This window comes from Shewanella sp. 5S214 (genome assembly GCF_041439795.1).
GTDB lineage: Bacteria > Pseudomonadota > Gammaproteobacteria > Enterobacterales > Shewanellaceae > Shewanella > Shewanella vesiculosa.
Window position 1 is genome coordinate 23,295 of the sequence record NZ_JBGOOV010000026.1, and the last position, 20,054, is coordinate 43,348.

Genomic DNA, 20,054 nt, shown 5'->3' on the forward strand with positions numbered 1-20,054 from the left:
TAGTTTATAACATGATTCTAATGGCAACAATTTTCCAAAGATACCATTACCGCACATGGTATTTGTCTGAATGGTGGGACGAATAAACCACTGAATACAATAGTGTTCGGTGGAGTCTTGTCTTGCTGTCATTACTCCCCCTCTCAAAACTTAATTGATGTAGTGCATCTGCATATTCTTACATGCCACGCGTATTGACTCACGCGCAGTTTGTCTGCATCTAAAAAAATACAATAAGAGATATCTCGGGAGCTTATCATGAGAAGTTCAGTATTATTATGCGCTGCATTTGGCGTAGCGTTATCACCTGTTGCAAGTGCTGTTAGCAATGAATTAAATGACACTCAAACAGAGGTCAAAAAAGTAGAACGGGTCAGTGTTACCGGATCAAGATTAAAAGGCGTTGATATGGAAGGCGCTAATCCATTACAAAGCTTTACTCACGATGACATCACTAAAAAAGGCTATGGATCGGTCAGCGAATTTCTTCGGGATTTACCACAAGCCTCCAGCGCTGGGACCTTTTCAGAAACCGGTGGCGTTGCCGGTGCAGATGGTGCCCCAGCAGGCTCGTCTGGTGTCAGCTTACGTGGTCTTGGATCCAGTTCTACCCTAGTATTAATTAATGGCCGCCGTGTTGCGGTTGATTCGTTCTCCAATGGTTCTGATTCATTTGTGAATGTTAATGCCATTCCACTGTCTGCCATTGAACGTATTGATGTACTAACAGATGGCGCATCATCCATTTACGGATCTGATGCCATCGCTGGGGTGATTAACTTTATCTTACGTAAAGATTTTGTCGGTCATGAATTTAGCGCTCAGTATGGAGACGACACATCAAGCCACGATGCAAGTCGCACCAACCTTACCTATGCAGGAGGCTTTGAAACAACCAATAGCAACACCACAGTAGTGGTAGATTATGCGACTCGTAATGCCATATTTAATAGCGACAGAGCGGTTAATGTTACCTATGAATCAAGTACACGAGTGTCGATAGATGGTAATGATTATGCTGAATCATGGTGTGGTGACGATACTCAACAAGATGGTAGTCGATGTAATTATGACTATGTTATCCAACGAGCAATTCAACCAGATTATGAGAATATAGGCACCACGTTAAATCACCTTTATCGATTAGATAATGGGATGACATTGTTTGCTGAAGCAATGTACCAGAAAAATACCGGATCATCTTACGAAGCCCCCGCTGGCTATACTACTTATATCGATGGTAATTCCACTAATGTTCCACAGTATCTGCGCGATATAGACTTACTTGATGGCACAGTAAGTGATTCTATTACCGTAAGAACCCGCTTCCCTGAACGTCGAATTCAGCAATATGATACTCAAAGTTATCGTGTGTTATCTGGTCTTCGCGGAGAATGGGACGATTGGAGCTGGGAAACGGCGTTGAGTTACGGAAAGTCGATTAACGAGATTAGCAATACTTCTGGTTATATGAATGGCGACTTACTCGATGCAGCAATCGCAAATGGCAGTTTTAATCCGTTTAATCTTGGGCTTGATAATACACAACAACAAATTGCTGCATTAAGGGATCCTGGCGTGCGCAAAGGTGAGTCAGAGGTATTATCAGTCGACTTTAACTTTTCAGGCGATTTATTCGAATTACCCGCGGGCGTAATAAGCTCTGTTTTTGGTGGCGAATTTAGAAAAGAAGATATCTCAGACACACCGTCACTCAATGCGGTTAATAACAACATTATTGGTCTTGGAGCCAGTGATGCAGCTGCAGACAGAACACAATATGCAGCATACGGTGAATTTAACTTCCCGATTTTCGATTCTCTGGATGTCATCGCGGCTTTGCGTTATGACCATTACAGTGATTTTGGCGGCGATATTAATCCTAAAGTATCACTGAGATACAATCCTTTTGATGACCTTGTCTTGCGCGCTTCATGGAGTACAGGTTTTCGGGCACCATCTCTATCGCAGTTAGGTGCGGGAACATCTTTGGGTAGCCAATATATTAATTGTGGTGCAGGCGAGCCATATAATGCACTTTGTGGTGTTGCGGGGGCTGATTACGGCGAGTTAGAATTTGATCAAGAAACCATAGGCAATAAAAATCTGCAGGCTGAAAAATCACAGGCGATGAATGTAGGATTGTCTTGGAATACCACAGATGATTTACAATTCACTCTTGATTATTGGCGCTATGAACACGATGACATTGTTGATATTGATGCCAATACTACCTTAGATTCGTGTATTAAAAACCCAGCTAATGTGGTGAACAATATCGGTGACTTAGGTGATAATTTTGGTTGTGTTGTCGATGGTCAAGGCGACATTAGCTTTTTACGCACTGGTTACTTTAATGTTGGTAACCAAAGTACCGATGGCATAGATTATAAAATTAACTATCGTCTTCAAACGAGCAATATGGGTGATTTTTCATTCTATTTCACGGGTACTGAAACTTTCTCATTTGAACGACAAGTGTCTCCGACAACTCCTGTTGAAGATTTACTGGGTAAACTCAGTGGTGCATCTGAAATAGCCAGACCAGAAAGCGTACTTGATTTTGGCGCTGATTGGCAGCTAGATGATTGGAATGCCAGTGTGTCGAGCCACTATATTAGTTCACTTGGTGATGGTGACTTTAAATTTGATAACGAAACCGTGGATGATTGGTTAACCTTTAGTGCCAGCTTGGGATATGATTTCTCGCCACAGCATGCACTGTTGTTTTCGGTTCGTAATCTCACTGATGAACAACCACCCTATGCATCGTCACCGACTAACGGTTACGCCAGTTCAATTCATGATTGGCTCGGCCGTCGTTGGAATGTCCGATATACTTTTAAATTCTAAGTAAATCTGCGTTGGTCGTTGTCCATAAACGACCAACGTTTCTCTCTTTTCGGTGAAAAAGTATAACAATATGAAGCCACAAACTGTTCGAGAAATGCCTGATGCATTTATCATTTTATTTTTTGTTGTGATGTTTGCAGCAATCGCAACTCACTTTATACCAGCCGGTTTTTTTGAAGTTACGATCAATCCACACACAAACAAATCTGAATTAGTTGCCGGGAGTTTTCAATTTGCAAGCCAGTACCAAGGTGTGCCTTTATTTGCTGAACATGGCGAAATTGGATTTCTAAATTTTGCCTTTGAAGGCATGGTTTCTGGAGATAAGTGGGGATCGTCTATTGGCGTAATGATGTTTATCATTATTACCGGGGGAGCCTTTGGCATCATCATGCAAACACAGGCCATAGACAATGGTATTTTAGCGCTCATCGCTAAAACGCAAAAGTTTGAATTAGCCTTTATTCCTATTTTATTTGTGTTGTTTTCTGCTGGTGGCGCTATTTTTGGTATGGGTGAAGAAGCCATAGCATTTTGTATCGTCTTGCTGCCATTAATGCGGGCGATTGGTTACAACGGTATTGTGACCGTGTTAGTCACTTATGTCGCGACACAAATTGGTTTTGCCGCCTCGTGGATGAACCCATTTAGTGTTGCCATAGCACAGGGTATCGCTGATTTACCTTTAATGTCTGGCTTGCAGTTTAGAGTCGTCATGTGGTGTATCTTCACACTTGTTGGTGTGGTGTTTACGATGCGGTATGCCAAACAGGTAAAGCACAATAGTGGGTTATTAGATGATCATCTTGATGGTCATCTAACAATCCATAGCGACACTGACTCCAGCGCTGAAAATACCTTAAAAGCAAATATCACTCTAACCGATATCCTTATCTTAACCACCTTTGCACTCGGTATTGTTTGGGTTATTTGGGGGGTTATCGCCCGTGGATACTATATTCCTGAACTGGCAAGCCAGTTTTTTACTCTTGGTTGCTTAGTTGGCATTATTGCTATTTTTAGCGGCCGACTTAAGGTCAATGCTGTTGCTGATGCATTTAAAAAAGGCGCAATGGAATTATTGCCAGCGGCAATGATTGTAGGGATGGCAAAAGGCATTGTCATTATATTAGGTGGCGATCAAGCTAATACACCCTCAGTGTTAAACACCCTGCTTTACTATACCGGCTTGTTTTTAGGCGATTTGCCAGAAACCATCTCCGCCGTTTGTATGTACTTATTTCAATCGGTATTTAATTTCTTCATCGCTTCGGGGTCAGGCCAAGCTGCGTTAACCATGCCCATTATGGCACCGTTATCAGATATTTTAGGTTTACCAAGGCAAATTGCAGTATTAGCTTTTCAACTCGGTGACGGTCTCACTAATATTATTATCCCCACATCCGCTGCATTAATTGGTTGTCTAGGTGTAGCAAAAGTAGACTGGTTTGTGTGGGCTAAATTTATATGGCGATTTATGTTGTTACTGGCAGTGATATCAATCTCATTCATCGTGATTGCCGTAAGCATTAATCTCAGTTAAGGAATTTCATGAAATTATTTAAATCTGCTCACGTTTATGCACCCCAATATCTTGGTCAAAAAGATGTGCTGATTGCTGGTGATAAAATTATTGCCGTTGAAGACAACATCAACTTAATCGCCAGCTCATTTGTTGAAGTGATCCAAACTGATGGACTTATTTTAACTCCAGGCTTTGTTGATTCACTCGTGCATATTACCGGTGGTGGTGGTGAAGGCGGTTATACCACTCGCACCCCGGAGATGCATATTAATGAAGCCATAAAAGGCGGCGTGACGACTGTAATTGGAGTGCTGGGAACAGATGCACAAACCCGAAGTTTAGAGAACTTACTCGCCAAAGCCTATGCCTTAGAAGAGCAAGGCATATCGGTTTACTGCTATACAGGTTCTTACCATTATCCTATGGTGACAGTCACTCAATCCATGAAACACGATATCATGCTTATTGAGAAGTTTATTGGTGTTGGAGAGGTGGCCATTGCTGATCACAGAAGTTCTCAATTAACCGCTCATGAAATGGCAAGGTTGACATCTGAAGCAAGAGTCGCCGGCATGTTAGCGGGAAAAGCAGGAATTGTAAGTGTTCATTTAGGCGATGAAAACAGTCGCCTAGATTTGCTTTATGATGTTATTGCACAATTTGATATTCCTATCACCCAGTACTATCCAACCCATATTAATCGCAGTCGCGCCTTGTTTGAGGCTGGGATTGAATTTACCACCAAAGGGGGCTATATCGACTTTACTACCAGTACAACAACGCAAATTATTGAGCAAGGCGAAATACCGGCCGCACAAGCATTAGCCTTAGCGTTAAAACAGGGAGTACCTGTGCACCAAATCACCATGAGCTCCGATGGTAATGCGAGTTTGCCGGTATTTGATCACTTAGGTAAATTAATCGATTTACAAGTGGGTCAAGTCTGCAGTCTTCATCAAGCTATGGTTGACGCAGTAAAACAGTTTGACGTGTCAATTGAAGATGCTTTGACGTCGATAACTCTGTCCCCTGCGAGCATTTTGCAGCTTAAGGCTAAAGGCTGTATCGCAGCTGGGTTGGATGCCGATATTAATCTACTTAATGCACATACATTGGCAATAGAGGCGGTATACAGTAAAGGCGAACGAGTCTATTGTGACGGCGTATCTCAATTGAAAATACCGTTTTAAGCGATTATAAATATCTCTCTCAATAACACAGTGCCTGTTAACCCGGGCACAGTAAGTATAAGAGTCGCGTGATTCATCTTATGTTTTTAGTGATCTCATGTTTTAGTGATCTCATATTTTAGTATTCTCATATTTTAGTGATCTTTTTGTCCCATCATGTTAAATAAACAAGCAGCAACCTAGGTATCAATCACCACAAAGGTGCTTAAAATACAATCAAGCAAACCCAGTACGGTTAGCTATATCGGTATTGTTCAACAGCAGGTAGCAGCTTTTGTTACAACACAAGCACAGCAGTGATAGAATGAGACTTCCAAATTGACTATCGTTTGTCTTTACCTATTGTTTACTTATTATCTGCAATAACATCACCACTAAGCAGACTCAATATTCATCAACAACGATAGACGCCACTATTTTCGCGTTGATAGATTTGCATTTAAATACTATCAACGAAGCTCAGTCATCACATATTAGCAGGCCTATTTATGTCAGCCGAACTACTCGAAATTCAAAGCTTTATTGCCCAGTACGCTCCCTTTGATCAGCTTCCTGAACAAGTCATCATTGAAGTTGCCAAAAGCGTTGAAATTTCTTATTACCGTACCGATAGCATGATAGTTAATTTCACCGATAACATTACCGAACTGTATATGATCCGCAGCGGAGTGGTTGAGCTATATCGCCGTAAAGGTGAATTGTATAATCGCCTCGATCAAGGGCAATTATTTGGCCAAATGGGTTTACTGACTAATAATAAAGTTCGTTTTCCAGCCAAAGCGGTAAAAGATACCCTGCTATATTGTATTCCAGAGTCAGTATTTACTGATTTGTGCGAACATTACGACGATTTCGCCGATTTTGTAGAGGTTGAAGATACCACGCGTTTAAAACAGGCGGTAAAAGGTAAAACCAGTGACAATGCGCTGACCACATCTAAGGTGAAAACCTTACTGACCCGAGAGGCTCTGGTGCTTCCCTGTAATACGACAATCCAAGCAGTGGCCAAAATTATGGCCGACGAGAATATTTCTGCAGTATTAATTAATGATCCGACGATAGAAAATCAACAAGACAGCAGTTTCGTTGGCATTATTACTGAGCACGATTTGTGTGCAAATGTAATTGCTGCAGGCATCAATGTTGACAATCCTATCTCACAAGTCATGACGACTCAGTTGTTTTCACTGGATCATAACGCATATATCTTTGAAGCCATGCTGCTTATGTTGCGTAATAACATTCACCATCTGCCTATTTTAAAGAATAAAAAACCCATTGGACTGATCGAAGTTGCGGATATTATCCGTTACGAATCACAAAATAGTTTGTTATTTGTCAGCAGTATTTTTCAGCAAAAAAGTAGCGAAGATTTAGTGTTTCTTTCTGCACAGCTGAAAAATTGTTTTGTGCGTATGGTTAATGAAGATGCCAACTCCCACATGGTTGGTCGGGCGATGTCTGAAATTGGCCGTAACTTTAAACAGCGTTTGTTAGAACTGGCGGAAGAAAAATTTGGCCCGCCACCTGTGCCCTACTGCTTTTTAGCACTGGGGTCGATGGCCCGTGATGAGCAGCTGATGGTCACCGACCAAGACAATGCCATTATTCTCGACAATAGTTATCAAGTCGCCTTGCATGGTGCCTACTTTGAACAGCTAGCAAACTTTGTCTGTGATGGTTTAGCCGCCTGCGGCTACAGCTATTGCACCGGTGATATTATGGCCAGCAACCCAGAGAACCGCAAAACACGTGCGCAGTGGGAAGAATGTTTCGGTGACTGGATAGACAATCCTAATCCACAAGCGTTATTAAATTGCTCAATTTTCTTTGACCTTACCGGTGTCTATGGCCGCATCAAATGGGCTGAGCAGTTAAATGCATTTATTCTTAGAAAAGCAAAGAAAAACAACCGCTTCTTAGCCTGCTTGGCACACAATGCTCTTAACCGTAAACCTCCGCTGGGATTTTTTAAAGATTTTGTAATGGAAAAAGATGGTCGCCACAATAACTCGATTAATTTAAAACGTCGTGGTACTGCACCATTGGCGGATTTAATTCGAGTACATGCCTTGGCCATCGGTTCGCAATCACAAAACTCATTTGAACGCTTAGAAGATATTATCGAAGCGGGTATTCTGCCCACCTCAAAAGGTGAGGATTTACAACATGCCATGGAGCTTATCTCTCTGGTTCGCTTGCGCCATCAGTCGTCAGATATCGAATCTGGTATTGAGCCTGATAATAATATTGAACCAGAAAGTATGTCTGATTTTGAGCGACGCAACCTTAAAGATGCTTTTTTAGTGTTAAGTAATGCGCAAAACTTTTTAAAATATCGTTATACAGCCAACAAACTTTAAGGCTAACTCATGACCAATTTCAGCGATAACGAAATTTTAAACTGGGCAGCGTTGCTTAAATTAAAAGCAAAAAACAGTAAAGATCGACGCCTATATGATTTTTATCAAGCGAGTACCTACTGCAATGAAACTCCATTGAGCGACATTGAATTTGTCGCGCTTGATTTTGAAACTACTGGCCTAGATTCGCAGCAAAATAGTATTATTAGTATTGGTCTAGTGCCGTTTAATTTACGGCGAATTTTTTGCCGTAAAGCCAAAAAATGGTATCTAAATCCACAAGATAAACTCCAAGAAAACTCGATTATTATCCATGGTATTACCCACTCCGATTTACAAGGAGCACCTGATCTGTTACTGATTTTAGAGCAGCTTTTAGATGAACTGGCAGGTAAAGTGGTCGTGGTACATTATCGCCATATTGAACGTGACTTTCTGGATCACGCTTTACGACTGTTGATTAATGAAGGCATTGTCTTCCCAGTGATTGATACCATGCAAATTGAAGCTAATTTACAACGGGCTAAATCTCAGGGAATATTGAGTTTTTTTAAACCCAAACACAAGGTGTCAATTCGACTGGCTAATACTCGAGAGCGTTACAACTTACCCGCTTATGCACCTCATGATGCCTTAACCGACGCGATTGCCACTGCCGAGTTACTACAGGCACAAATTAACTATCATTTTAGCTCTGATACTGAAATTCGAAAATTGTGGCTATAGTCTCACCGATAACCATTACCCATAAAAAAAGCCGATGAGTTAAACATCGGCTTTTTGTTACAGATTAAGACTAGCCTTTATTATGTTTCTCGGTGCGCATGCCTAACAGCAAGCTGACACACATGATTAACAGAATAATGGTAAACGGTAATCCTGTTGATATCGCGCCGGCCTGCAATGCTTCAATCGCTTCAGTACCACCAACCCACAATAATACCGCAGCAATAGCACCTTCGATGACAGCCCAAAAAATACGCTGTGGGATCGGAGCATCTATTTTGCCACCAGCAGTAATACTGTCGATAACAAGTGAACCTGAATCAGAAGAGGTAATAAAGAACACCAACACTAAAAGTACCGCCAGCATTGATAACAGATTACCTAATGGCAACGAATCAAACATTTGGAACATAGCTAATGGCACTTCTGTTAGCCCTTTGCTGCCCAATGTACCGACATTATTGATCACTTGATCGATAGCGATACCACCAAATACAGACATCCATAAAATGGTTACTACAGTTGGAACAATCAATACAGTGGCCAGAAATTCACGTACGGTTCTGCCGCGTGAAATACGGGCAATAAACATACCCACAAACGGAGACCAAGAAATCCACCAAGCCCAATAAAACACAGTCCAACCATGCATCCAAGCTTCATCTTCACGACCGATAGGATTGCTCAATGGAATAATATTTTTCACATAGCCCATTACCGTGGTCGGAATCGTCCCCATGGAAACGGCAAAAGTAACAAGTGCAACAAACACAAGTAAAGCAACCGCAAGTAACATATTGATGTTACTGATCACTTTAACACCGCCTTCAAGACCACGTACCACAGAAATAACGGCAAGTAATGTGACAACCACAATAATCGTGATTTGTAAGGTTAAGTCAGCTTCGATACCAAAAACATGTTGGAATCCGCCAGCGGCTTGTTGAGCACCTAAACCTAATGACGTTGCAAGACCAAATAATGTGGCTAATACCGCTAAGATATCAATAATGTGTCCAGGCCAACCCCAAGTACGGTCACCCAAGATAGGATAAAAAGCAGAGCGTATTGAAAGTGGCAAACCTTTGTTATAAGCAAAGAAAGCCATAGACAAAGCAACAACGCCATAAATTGACCATGGGTGTAATCCCCAATGGAACATAGTTGCACCAAGAGCAAGCTCTGCCGCTTCAGGTGTATTAGCAACCACATTCAGTGGCGTTTCATACCAACCAGTGTAATACGCTAAGGGCTCAGCAACCCCCCAAAACATCAAACCAATCCCCATACCAGCAGCAAAGAGCATTGCTATCCAAGAAAGTCTAGAATAGTCCGCTTTGGCATCATCGCCACCTAAACGAATTTTACCGTAAGGAGATAAAATTAATCCGATACAGAAGAGCACGAAAAAATTCGCAGACCACATAAATAGACTGTCAAAAGCGCCTATAATCTGCCATTTCAAACCGTCCAAAAATTCTTTTGATGTTGCCGGATCAATAATTAAAATTGCAATTAAAAAGGTCGCTATGAGACCTGCACTAATACCAAAAACGGAATTATGAATATCAAAGCCCCATTTTTGGATATTATCCTGCCCCACAGTATAATCGGTATTATCTATACTGTATTTGTCCTTATTTATCTTCATAAATCCTCTGTTAGAGCCGCCAGCCCTGTAAATTTGACACTCAATTCAGTTCTTGGTGGGGATTTTAACAAAATAAGCTCATCATTTCAGGATTATTTAGAAATCAAGCATATTTACAAAAATAATCCTCTTTAAAAACAACTGACTAAATCAAAAATAATTATAAATAAACTGCTGTATATTAAATATATTTCCCTATAAATTATCTTTATTCAATATTGTAATAGTTGATCTTATGAGGATATAAGAGTTGATTTAGCCTCAGTAGACTATTATTAGATTTTTGCCTGCTAAAAACTCAACAAGATTAATTTTTACACACAGCAAGATACGCGAAAAATATATTCATTTCTTGCGCCATTAGAGAGTTAGCTTTTAATCATATTCATTATTATTCAGGCCATTTTTTTTCGCTAATATAATTACTTAAACCATATTATAGCTTAGTTCATAAAATGAATTATTGAGCTTGCTGCACGATAATTATTGGTCTTACCAAAATACGGCTTATTAATATAATTCCGCACGAGATCCTATATTGGGGAATTAATATCCTATTCTCTTAGTCAGTATTTGTTATTATTCATCAATAGATGAATTAACGGAGTTTGATATGGCTGATAAACCGGGAAGACCCAAAGGGGAGACACAAACTCGCGCGGCACTGATAGAGGCGGCAAAAGGATGCTTTCTTCATAACAGCTACGATCGTGTGTCTATTCGCGAACTCGCTCGGCGTGCTGGCGTAGATGCAGCAATGATCCGTTATTACTTTGATTCTAAAGCTGGTTTGTTTGAAACCATGGTGAGAGAAACCATTGCTCCTGTGGCCAGTGTATTTAAGCATGATTTAAAAAAACAACAGAACTCACCAGAAGCATTAATGCGCGCTTATTATCGCATAATGGAACATGTTCCTGCTCTGCCTCGGCTAATTTTCCAATCATTAAATCAACAGGCCAGTGATGAGGCATTCATCATAGTATCGAATGTTATTCATGAAATGCTCGGTTATGCAGGCGACTGGATTAAAGAATTATCCGACCAACAAAAAATCAACCCACAGCTCGATCCCAAATGGGTCCGCTTAAGCTTTATTAGCTTAATGGTCTTTCCATTAATTGCTCCCAAAGTATTACTCAAACAAATGAATCTCCCCCTGAGCGAGTCTATGTTAGACCAACTGATTGCCCACAATATGCTGGTGATGAATCAAGGACTGTTTCAAGTTCCACCTCTAGAATCTTCAGGTCCAGGAGTCCAAAAATGAAACCTCATCTAATTTACTTGCCGATTATTTTGCTCTTCGTGGGCTGTACCGCTGAAGAAGGTAACCGCGCGATGGGTTTAATTGAACGGGATCGGATTATGCTTTCAGCGCCTGTTACAGAGCAGATTAGCTTGATACAGGTAAAAGAAGGACAACAAGTCAACGCAGGAGACTTGTTACTTCAACTTGATCCTCGGCACGCGCAATGGCTTATTAACCAACGACAAGCGACACTGACTCAAGCCCAAGCAAAACTTAAGCAATTGCAAACCGGGACTCGTTTAGAGCAACTTGCCGCCGCTAATGCAGCAATGCTTGCCGTACAAGCTCAAGCCCAAGAAGCAGACCGAAACTATGTGCGCATGAAAGACCTTTGGTTAAAAAAAATTGTCGCCAAAGCCGATTTTGATTCAGCCAAAGCAATAAAAGATCAAACAGCTGCACAATTAACCCAAGCAAAACAGCAATGGTTAGAGCTTAAAAATGGTACCCGCAGCGAAGAAGTCGTCCAAGCACAAGCGCAAGCTGATGCGGCGCAAGCATCATTAGCCGATGCCCAGCAATCTCTAGCCGAATTAAGCATTCGAGCCCCTAAAGCTGGAGTGGTAGATGTTTTACCTTGGAAACTTGGCGATCGAGTCGCAGCGAACGTGCAATTAGTGACATTGCTAGCAAGTGATCGACTTTACGCGCGAGTATATTTGCCCGCAACGGCTCTGGGTAAAATTAACCGCGGTGACACTGTAGCGGTGTGGATTGATGGTTATGAACACCCAGTAACCGGGACGGTACGCAATATCAGAAGTAGCCCAGCGTTTACACCTTACTTTGCTCTAAATGAACGAGATAGAGCAAGGTTAATGTATTTAACCGAAATAGACTTACCTATTGATGTAAACTTGCCTAATGGTCTGGGTGTTGAGGTTCGTTTACCATGAATGACTTCGAAAATGTGATCGAAACACAAGGCTTAACCCGTCAATTTGGCGATTTAATCGCGGTAGATAAACTCGATTTACAGGTACCTAAAGGCAGCATTTACGGTTTTCTTGGCCCCAATGGCTGTGGTAAATCTACCTTAATTAGAATGTTAACTGGGTTATTAAAGCCTACTGCGGGCGAAGCCACCATTTTAGGTTTACCGTTGCAAGGAAATGAAGAATTACTTAAAAGCCGAATCGGCTATATGACGCAGAAATTTTCCTTATACGACAATTTAACGGTATTGGAAAATATGCGTTTCGTGGCGGCTATCTACAGTGTTAAAGACAAAAAACGCATAACCGACTTACTGGGCCAATATGGTCTCGAGCAGCAACAAAAGCAGCTAGCAGGCACCATGAGCGGTGGACAAAAACAACGTTTGGCGCTGGCCTGTGCCACTATGCACCGCCCTGAACTGCTGTTTCTTGACGAACCAACATCAGCTGTTGATCCACAAAACCGACGTGATTTTTGGGAGCATTTATTTGATCTGAGTAATAGTGGCACAACGATTTTGGTATCGACGCACTATATGGATGAAGCTGAGCGCTGTCATCACTTAGCCATTCTTGAAAATGGTATCAGACGAGCAAATGGCACGCCGCGTGACTTAATGCAATCAATGGGAGCCACGGTTATTGAAGTCAGTGGCAATAATATAAGAGAGTTAAAACAGAAACTGTCGACTGTTGATGCAATTATTTCTGCGTCTCAATCTGGTACGCGCTTAAGGGTCCTGGTGAATGAGTCGATATCGGAGCCTCTGCAGTTCCTGAGTTCTATTTGTCAGCAATATCAGCTTGAAATTGTTCGTCCGAGTCTTGAAGACGTATTTGTCACCAGCACCGGAGGTCGCAATGTGGGATAGATTAGTAGCGATTGTTGTCAAAGAAATGAAGCAACTCTCTCGAGATCGGATGACATTTGGCATGATAGTGATGATCCCATTGTTGCAGTTAATGCTATTTGGGTATGCCATTAACACCGACATTCGCCATGTGCCCGCAGGCATCATCGATATGAGTCAAACCACCTATAGCCGAGCCGTCACTCAGACGATAATCGCAACTCAAGCAGTGGATTTTCAATATCAATATTATTCTATCGAGCAAGCGGAGAAAGCGATTACCAATGGTGAAGTCAAAGCCGTACTTTATTTACCCCTTGATTTGCCTCAACGTTTACTCATCCATCCTGCATTTGATGCCAAACAAGGTTCATCGCAAATCACTCGTCCGGTAGGTCAATGGCTTTTGGACGGTTCCGATACTATGGTAGCCGCAACAATTCGCTCATTGAGGAATTTACCGTTGGACGAAGTGGCTAACCGCTCAGCCAGCATGAGTGTGCCGACATTTGAAGTGGTCGAATACTTTAATCCTGAGCAGCGATCTGTGGTCAATATTGTGCCTGGATTACTGGCAGTTATCCTAACAATGACAATGATTATGTTTACATCTGCGGCCATTGTACGTGAGCAAGAACTGGGAAATATGGAGTTTTTAATTGCGACTCCGGTTCGGCCACTGGAACTGATGCTGGGTAAAATTATTCCGTACATTTTGGTAGGGCTCATCCAAGTCGCGATTATTCTTAGCGCTGGGCACTGGATCTTTGCTGTTCCGGTTCGCGGTGGATTAGACTCTTTGTTACTGGCGTCTTTCTTGTTTATCTGTGCCAGTTTATCACTAGGCTTAGTGATAAGTACTATTGCGAAAACTCAACTTCAAGCCATGCAATTAACCATTTTTGTGTTGATGCCCTCAATTTTATTATCTGGATTTATGTTTCCTTATGAAGCCATGCCGATTGGAGCACAATGGGTATCGGAAGCTTTACCTGCAACCCATTTTATTCGTATGGTACGAGGCATTGTGCTTAGAGAAGCGGAAGTCATGTCATTAAGCCAGGATGCACTGTGGCTACTGGGCTTTACCTGTCTTGGGGTACTATTAGCGGCAAAACGGTTTAATAAGCATCTATAAAGACTCAAAATAAGCGTTGGGCATTACATAGCCTGCGCTTATTTTGCATCTACAAATAAAGGCACAAAGCGCGTTAACCTTGCTAAGGCAGCGGCATAAGGCTATACCTTAAAACGGTTAAGTTGCTGTTTTAGCGTATACACTTCATGCTCTAATCTGTCTCTTTCATTGAGTAATTGTAAAATTAAACCGACGCCACCCCAGTCAAGTGCAAAATCACGTTGTATACGAGTGGCTTTTTTAACTTGATGTAAATTCTCGACACTAAATTGCCATTGCTCTATCACCTCCCCCTGCTGTGGAATGGCAATACTATGCTCCACAAGCTCCAGTAGTAGTGCCAGGCTAATATCGCTGCATTCACACAATTCATCACTGCTCAACCAACTATCTTGTTCACTTATATTAATCTGCAGCATGGTTATTTACTCCAACTGGCACGAGGGTCGAATGTATTTTTTTCGGCTAATTCAGTCCATAAATTTTTGCTGGTATCATCTGATACCGTCGGCACCACAATTTTCAGCAGCGCAAATAAATCGCCTTGCTGTTTTTTACTCAGTAACCCTTTACCTTTTATGCGTAATCGCTGTCCAGATTGACTATTAGCAGGAATACTTAATTGGATGTGACCTGTTAATGTTGGTAATTTAACCTTAGTGCCCAGCACGGCTTCCCAAGGTGCTACAGGCACTACAATAGTTAAATCTCGCCCGTCGACATCAAATAAAGGATGAGGCGCAAAACGAATTTTCAAATACAAATCACCGTTGTCGGCTTTGGTTTGCCCCGGTCCACCTTGGCCTTTAAGACGAATACGTTCACCATTGGCTACACCGGCAGGAATGTTAACTTTTAACGATTTGGGGTGTTCAACAATATGACCATCTGCATCGCGTTGTTGAAGAGTAAACGAGACAGGCTTAAGCGTGTCGGCCAATGTTTCTTCAAGAAACATCGGGAACTCCATTTCAATGTCTTGGCCTTTTGCAGGTTGAGTCTGTCGACCTTGATATTGGCCGCGAGGATCAAAGCCTGTATGCCTGCCACCAAAAATTGAATTGAAAAAATCAGAGAATTCTTGATCCGTTTGAGGATCGCTTTGCTGTTGGCCCCAATCCTGGCCGCCAGCTGCGTGATTTGCATATTGATTTTGGCTTCGGTTTAAATGATGCTGACGCACTTTATCGTATTCAGCACGCTTTTTAGCGTTATGTAATATCGCGTAAGCTTCACCAATTTCTTTGAATTTTGCCTCTGCATCATCATGCTTGCTCACATCGGGATGATACTTGACCGCGAGTTTTTTATAAGCGGCTTTTACCGCCTTATCATCCGCTTGAGGATCTATGCCTAATACCGTGTAATAGTCTTTAAAATTCATGTTATCCCCTAACAAAAAACACGTTTGCAACGGAGCGTCGGACTGCTTTAAACACAGCTACATTAATGAGTGTAGACTCACAGAGCAACAATATGCTTGATCTTGATCAACACTAACACACTATGCTTAGGTTACTTAATCAGCATTAGTTGATTAAAAAAAAAGGTCTTACTGAGGCTTGATGTACAAAACACAAACAGAATATTTAATTGATTTAATTAAAAATGCCGCTAAATTTAGCGGCATTTTTGTCGATGCAATGTGAATGTTTAGTTCAAACCGCGTCGTTTAAGGAGAGCCTCAGTTGTCGGCTCTTGTCCACGGAAGGCTTTATAAGCTTCCATCGGTGGCACACTGTTACCCACTTCACGAATGGTCTTGCGGTATTTCATGCCAATCTCACGGTTTAATCCACCTTGAGTTTGTACATAAGCAAATGCATCAGCAGCTAAGATCTCACTCCACATGTAGGCGTAGTAACTTGCTGAGTATCCACCAGGGAATGCGTGAGCAAAGTAAGTCGATTTATAACGTGGCGGCACTGCAGCGATATCAACACCATGCTTTTTCAACGCAGCGGCTTCAAACTGCGCGACATCTTGAAGCGGCGCATCTGCCGGCAACGAATGCCACTCTAAATCTACCAGTGCGGCCGCCATATACTCAAGAGTGTCGAAACCTTGATTAAAGCTGCGCGACTTAAGTAACTTTTGGAGTAGCTCATCTGGGATCATCTCGCCGGTTTGATAGTGTTTAGCGTAATTTGCCAGTACTTCAGGGTGCGCGGCCCAATCTTCTTCGAAGGTTGATGGGAACTCAACAAAGTCGCGGGTAACAGCCGTGCCAGAAAGACTTGGATAAGTGACTTTTGAAAACATTCCATGGGTGCCATGGCCCATTTCATGGAACATGGTGGTCACTTCATCATAGCTAACATACGTCGGCTGACCTTCAGGTGCCTTTTTGATATTCATGACATTAACAACGACAGGTTTGCTGTTAAGTAATGTCGATTGAGTGACAAATGCACTCATCCATGCTCCGCCGCGCTTTCCTTCTCGGGCAAAGTGATCGGCATAGAAGATGGCCATCGAACTGCCATCGACATCAAACATTTCATAGGCTTTTACATCTTTATGGTAAACCGGTAAATCTGGACGTGGCTTGAAGGTGACGCCGTAGAGTTTTTCAAGGGTAAAGAAAACACCATCTTCCAATACACGGTTAAATTCGAAGTAAGGCTTGATTGAAGCGGCGTCGAGATCGTACTTCTCTTTACGTACTTTTTCAGCGTAGAAAGCCCAGTCCCATGGTGCTAGGGTAAAATCAGCTCCAGTCTTGTTGATCATCATTTGAATATCAGCGGCTTCTTTTTCGGTATTAGCGACAACAGCGGGCACCATAGATCCAAACATTTCATATACCGCCTCTGGCGTCTTAGCCATTTGCGGTGCCAGAGTATAATCCGCCCAGCTATCGTACCCTAATAGCGCTGCACGCTCAGCACGAAGCTGGGCTAAACGTGACACCAATGATGCGGTTTCATTATCACCACTCATTCCGCGAGTCGATGAAGCCTGCCAAACACGTTGGCGCAATTCGCGATTTTCAAGCTTGGCTAATACAGGTTGGCGGGTGGTATTAGTAATACTTAGCAGGTATTTACCTTCAAGACCTTGTGCACTCGCATCTGCTTTCGCTGCTCGGAGCTCATTTACAGATAATCCTGCAAGCTCTTCTTCAGAATCAACAACAACTGCAATCTCTTTCGTCAGCCTGAGTAGGCGTTGGCTAAATTCATTGGTGAGTGTTGATTGCTCTTCATTGAGTAATCTAATTTGGGCTTTTTGCTGGTCGGTTAGCTTAGCGCCAGCCATGATAAAGCGCTGATGATAAACCTCTATCAGACGGATCTCTTCGGCGCTCAAGCCTAACTGCTGGCGTTGTTGATAAAGTGAGTCAATACGAGAGAACAATGCCGAGTTGAGTTGGATATTATCCGAGTGAACCGCCATTTTGGGTGCCATTTCACCCTGAATTTTTCGCAGTGTTGGGTTACTGTCTGTGCTCGCTAAATTATAAAACACATTCGCTGCTCTATTGAGTAGTTCACCGCTAGTTTCCAGTGCAACTATGGTGTTGGCAAAAGTGGCTTTATCATTATTATTAGCAATCATCAGTACTTGTTGATAATGCTCTTTAATACCTTGCTCAAGTGCTGGCTGAAAATGCTCATCTTTAATAATGTTAAAATCGGGGGCTTGATATTGCAATGTGCTAGCAACAAATAAAGGATTTGCGGATAGTGGACTAACTTGTAATTGTTGCTTGTTGTCCGCTTCTGATGCTGATTGGCATCCCGTGATAAACAGGGTGGTTGAAAGTGTACCTGCAACGGCTAGCGCGATAAGATTGATTTTCATATAACAACGACTTCCTTCTTTTAATATTTGTTATTTTTCATAGTAAACAACTCATTGAATACGTTATCGACTAGTTTATTATTTGTGGCTTAAGTCAGGCTGAAATAATCAACATTGGTGGGTAAAACATAAAAAACCTCATAAAAGGCTGTAAATTTAGCCAATTTTGTCTGTAAAACTTCACTTTTTGTAGGCGGGGAATTGAATAAAAATATGATGTTATTTGAAAATATCATATTGATGTTTTTTAGACTTAATTAAGTTAACACCGGATAAAAACCTGTTACTTGTATCGGCGTGCAACCAACTGAAGCGGGTTTATTTTAGTTTGCCGTGGTTGGTTTATGAGATTATTAGCGCAAAGTATTAAATAAAAACGCTATGCCAAACTGGCTAAACTCCTTGTTATGAACAATCCTTATAACACATGAGATGCATGGTTAGATGAACTCACCGCTTTACTGATTCGATAAATCAAAGCTCGTGACTAAATAAGGATACACATAGTGAAAATAGGTAAATACTTAAGAGTAAACAACCTGTTTTTAACTGGTATATTGATGTCGACAAATACCCTAGCCGTGACATTGAACATACTAGAATGGGAAGGCTATATCAGCCCATTTAAAGAAGATTTTAAGGTCTATGCTAAATCTAAGGGGATGGAAGTTGAGCTAAATATTATGGATCCCTATATCACAGATCCTGAACTTATCTTCAACAAACTGCGAGCCAGAGCCGCTGATGTGACTACCCCAACACACAATTACTACAAGATGAATAAAAACAGGTTACTTCTGGTATTACAACCCATAGATTTTAGTCGCCTGAGTCATTACCCCAAAGTACTAAATTCATTAAGAAACAGTCAATACGATGAATTTAAAGGCAAAAAATATTCAGTTCCTTTACTTGGAGGCTCCTATGGCCTGGCTTATAATGCTGCAAAGCGAGATGAGCCAAAATCCTGGGAAGAACTGTGGCAACCGGAAAATAAAGCTAAATTTGCTATCACAGGCGATCAATTTGAAGCCAACATCTATACCACGCTACTGGTTTTAGGTTACCCACCAGAATCTTTCTACGACATAGATGCTATAGAGTTTGATAAGCCTAAAGTGCAAGCTAAACTGACGAGCCTAGTCCAAAATGCAGACTCATTTTGGAACGGTATGGCTGATGTAGAGCGCATGAAAGATCTAGAATTGGCCACCACATATTGGTTTGGGGTAGCAGCTGCCAATAAAAGCGGACAAAACTGGAAACTAGCAAACCCTAAGGAAGGCCAAACTGTGTGGCTAGATACTTTAGCTATAGGAAGGCATGTTAAAGGTGAAAAGCTAGATGCGGCCTATTTACTAATCGACTTTATGATCAGCGAACCAGTGCAAAAACGCATATTAGAAATGTATGGTTCCATTATAGTGAATGGCGCTACGGCTAAGTTACTCGACCCACAATTAGTTAAAGATGCCAGAGTCGGAGATGAGACATTTTTCTCTGAGCAATATTTATGGCGCCCTCTAAGCTCAAGAACCCGTAATACCTATAAGCAAATGTGGAATAAGGCCATGGATAAATAAAGCCTCCGCAATGCTCCCAAAAGAGTTTACACCCAAGACTCTCGCGTTAAATATTAAATTAATCATTCTGTTTCAATTGGTCAGTTTCATAAGCTAAAATTAACCCTGCAATTGCTA

General features: G+C 41.7%; 14 protein-coding genes. 10 read left to right on the forward strand and 4 right to left on the reverse strand.

The annotated features are described in order from the left end of the window. The first annotated feature begins 258 nt into the window (after positions 1-258). From ACED29_RS16225 to ACED29_RS16245, 5 genes are all read left to right on the forward strand, one after another. A complete protein-coding gene (locus ACED29_RS16225; protein WP_371698086.1) occupies positions 259-2,853 on the forward strand; it encodes a TonB-dependent receptor in 2,595 nt (864 codons plus the stop codon). Positions 2,854-2,923: 70 nt separating this feature from the next. Continuing rightward, positions 2,924-4,396 (forward strand): putative basic amino acid antiporter YfcC, encoded by a 1,473-nt coding sequence (gene yfcC / locus ACED29_RS16230; protein WP_371698087.1) that lies wholly within the window; start codon positions 2,924-2,926, stop codon positions 4,394-4,396. A gap of 8 nt (positions 4,397-4,404) precedes the next feature. Beyond that, complete coding sequence (gene iadA, locus ACED29_RS16235) at positions 4,405-5,568, forward strand: beta-aspartyl-peptidase (protein WP_371698088.1); 1,164 nt, start codon at positions 4,405-4,407, stop codon at positions 5,566-5,568. Positions 5,569-6,056: 488 nt separating this feature from the next. Further along, positions 6,057-7,931: a putative nucleotidyltransferase substrate binding domain-containing protein gene (locus ACED29_RS16240; RefSeq protein WP_124015973.1), complete on the forward strand. Its 1,875-nt coding sequence runs from the start codon at positions 6,057-6,059 to the stop codon at positions 7,929-7,931. Positions 7,932-7,940: 9 nt separating this feature from the next. Beyond that, a complete protein-coding gene (locus ACED29_RS16245; protein WP_371698089.1) occupies positions 7,941-8,657 on the forward strand; it encodes a 3'-5' exonuclease in 717 nt (238 codons plus the stop codon). Between the two features lie 70 nt (positions 8,658-8,727). Here ACED29_RS16245 and ACED29_RS16250 read toward each other — a convergent pair whose 3' ends face one another. Next, the gene (locus ACED29_RS16250) at positions 8,728-10,308 is read right to left on the reverse strand and encodes a BCCT family transporter (protein ID WP_182697199.1); all 1,581 of its coding nucleotides are present in this window, start codon (positions 10,306-10,308) and stop codon (positions 8,728-8,730) included. A 613-nt stretch (positions 10,309-10,921) separates the two neighbouring features. Between ACED29_RS16250 and ACED29_RS16255 the strand changes: the two genes are divergently transcribed. Genes ACED29_RS16255 through ACED29_RS16270 form a run of 4 tightly spaced genes read left to right on the forward strand, consistent with a single transcriptional unit; the run spans position 10,922 to position 14,547 of the window. Beyond that, positions 10,922-11,578 carry a TetR/AcrR family transcriptional regulator gene (locus ACED29_RS16255; RefSeq protein ID WP_124015970.1) on the forward strand — a complete coding sequence of 219 codons (657 nt, stop codon included), beginning with the start codon at positions 10,922-10,924 and terminating at the stop codon, positions 11,576-11,578. Then, the gene (locus tag ACED29_RS16260) at positions 11,575-12,516 is read left to right on the forward strand and encodes an HlyD family secretion protein (protein WP_371698090.1); all 942 of its coding nucleotides are present in this window, start codon (positions 11,575-11,577) and stop codon (positions 12,514-12,516) included. Before ACED29_RS16255 ends, ACED29_RS16260 begins: the two co-directional genes overlap by 4 nt. Beyond that, positions 12,513-13,430, forward strand: coding sequence for an ATP-binding cassette domain-containing protein (locus ACED29_RS16265; RefSeq protein WP_371698091.1), 918 nt, complete (start codon positions 12,513-12,515; stop codon positions 13,428-13,430). Before ACED29_RS16260 ends, ACED29_RS16265 begins: the two co-directional genes overlap by 4 nt. After that, a complete protein-coding gene (locus ACED29_RS16270) occupies positions 13,420-14,547 on the forward strand; it encodes an ABC transporter permease (RefSeq protein ID WP_182697196.1) in 1,128 nt (375 codons plus the stop codon). Before ACED29_RS16265 ends, ACED29_RS16270 begins: the two co-directional genes overlap by 11 nt. Positions 14,548-14,648: 101 nt before the next feature. On the opposite strand, the gene ACED29_RS16275 is transcribed toward ACED29_RS16270, so the two are convergent. From ACED29_RS16275 to ACED29_RS16285, 3 genes are all read right to left on the reverse strand, one after another. Beyond that, positions 14,649-14,966, reverse strand: a complete 318-nt coding sequence (locus ACED29_RS16275) for a chaperone modulator CbpM (RefSeq protein ID WP_182697195.1) — start codon at positions 14,964-14,966, stop codon at positions 14,649-14,651. Positions 14,967-14,968: 2 nt separating this feature from the next. Next, the gene (locus ACED29_RS16280; protein ID WP_371698092.1) at positions 14,969-15,931 is read right to left on the reverse strand and encodes a DnaJ C-terminal domain-containing protein; all 963 of its coding nucleotides are present in this window, start codon (positions 15,929-15,931) and stop codon (positions 14,969-14,971) included. Positions 15,932-16,200: 269 nt separating this feature from the next. Beyond that, on the reverse strand, positions 16,201-18,354 hold the full coding sequence (locus ACED29_RS16285; RefSeq protein ID WP_371698093.1) for a M3 family metallopeptidase: 2,154 nt from the start codon (positions 18,352-18,354) through the stop codon (positions 16,201-16,203). 506 nt (positions 18,355-18,860) lie between these two features. Between ACED29_RS16285 and ACED29_RS16290 the strand changes: the two genes are divergently transcribed. Beyond that, entirely contained in the window at positions 18,861-19,937 is a 1,077-nt protein-coding gene (locus tag ACED29_RS16290) for a PotD/PotF family extracellular solute-binding protein (RefSeq protein WP_371698094.1), read from the forward strand. Positions 19,938-20,054: the final 117 nt, after the last annotated feature.

Excerpts from the sequence above, each read along its gene's own strand:
- ACED29_RS16265 (WP_371698091.1), top strand. The coding sequence starts at position 12,513 with ATGAATGACTTCGAAAATGTGATCGAAACACAAGGCTTAACCCGTCAA.
- ACED29_RS16225 (WP_371698086.1), top strand. The coding sequence starts at position 259 with ATGAGAAGTTCAGTATTATTATGCGCTGCATTTGGCGTAGCGTTATCA.
- ACED29_RS16250 (WP_182697199.1), bottom strand. The coding sequence starts at position 10,308 with ATGAAGATAAATAAGGACAAATACAGTATAGATAATACCGATTATACT.
- ACED29_RS16245 (WP_371698089.1), top strand. The coding sequence starts at position 7,941 with ATGACCAATTTCAGCGATAACGAAATTTTAAACTGGGCAGCGTTGCTT.
- iadA (WP_371698088.1), top strand. The coding sequence starts at position 4,405 with ATGAAATTATTTAAATCTGCTCACGTTTATGCACCCCAATATCTTGGT.
- yfcC (WP_371698087.1), top strand. The coding sequence starts at position 2,924 with ATGAAGCCACAAACTGTTCGAGAAATGCCTGATGCATTTATCATTTTA.
- ACED29_RS16260 (WP_371698090.1), top strand. The coding sequence starts at position 11,575 with ATGAAACCTCATCTAATTTACTTGCCGATTATTTTGCTCTTCGTGGGC.
- ACED29_RS16280 (WP_371698092.1), bottom strand. The coding sequence starts at position 15,931 with ATGAATTTTAAAGACTATTACACGGTATTAGGCATAGATCCTCAAGCG.
- ACED29_RS16270 (WP_182697196.1), top strand. The coding sequence starts at position 13,420 with ATGTGGGATAGATTAGTAGCGATTGTTGTCAAAGAAATGAAGCAACTC.
- ACED29_RS16240 (WP_124015973.1), top strand. The coding sequence starts at position 6,057 with ATGTCAGCCGAACTACTCGAAATTCAAAGCTTTATTGCCCAGTACGCT.
- ACED29_RS16285 (WP_371698093.1), bottom strand. The coding sequence starts at position 18,354 with ATGAAAATCAATCTTATCGCGCTAGCCGTTGCAGGTACACTTTCAACC.
- ACED29_RS16255 (WP_124015970.1), top strand. The coding sequence starts at position 10,922 with ATGGCTGATAAACCGGGAAGACCCAAAGGGGAGACACAAACTCGCGCG.
- ACED29_RS16275 (WP_182697195.1), bottom strand. The coding sequence starts at position 14,966 with ATGCTGCAGATTAATATAAGTGAACAAGATAGTTGGTTGAGCAGTGAT.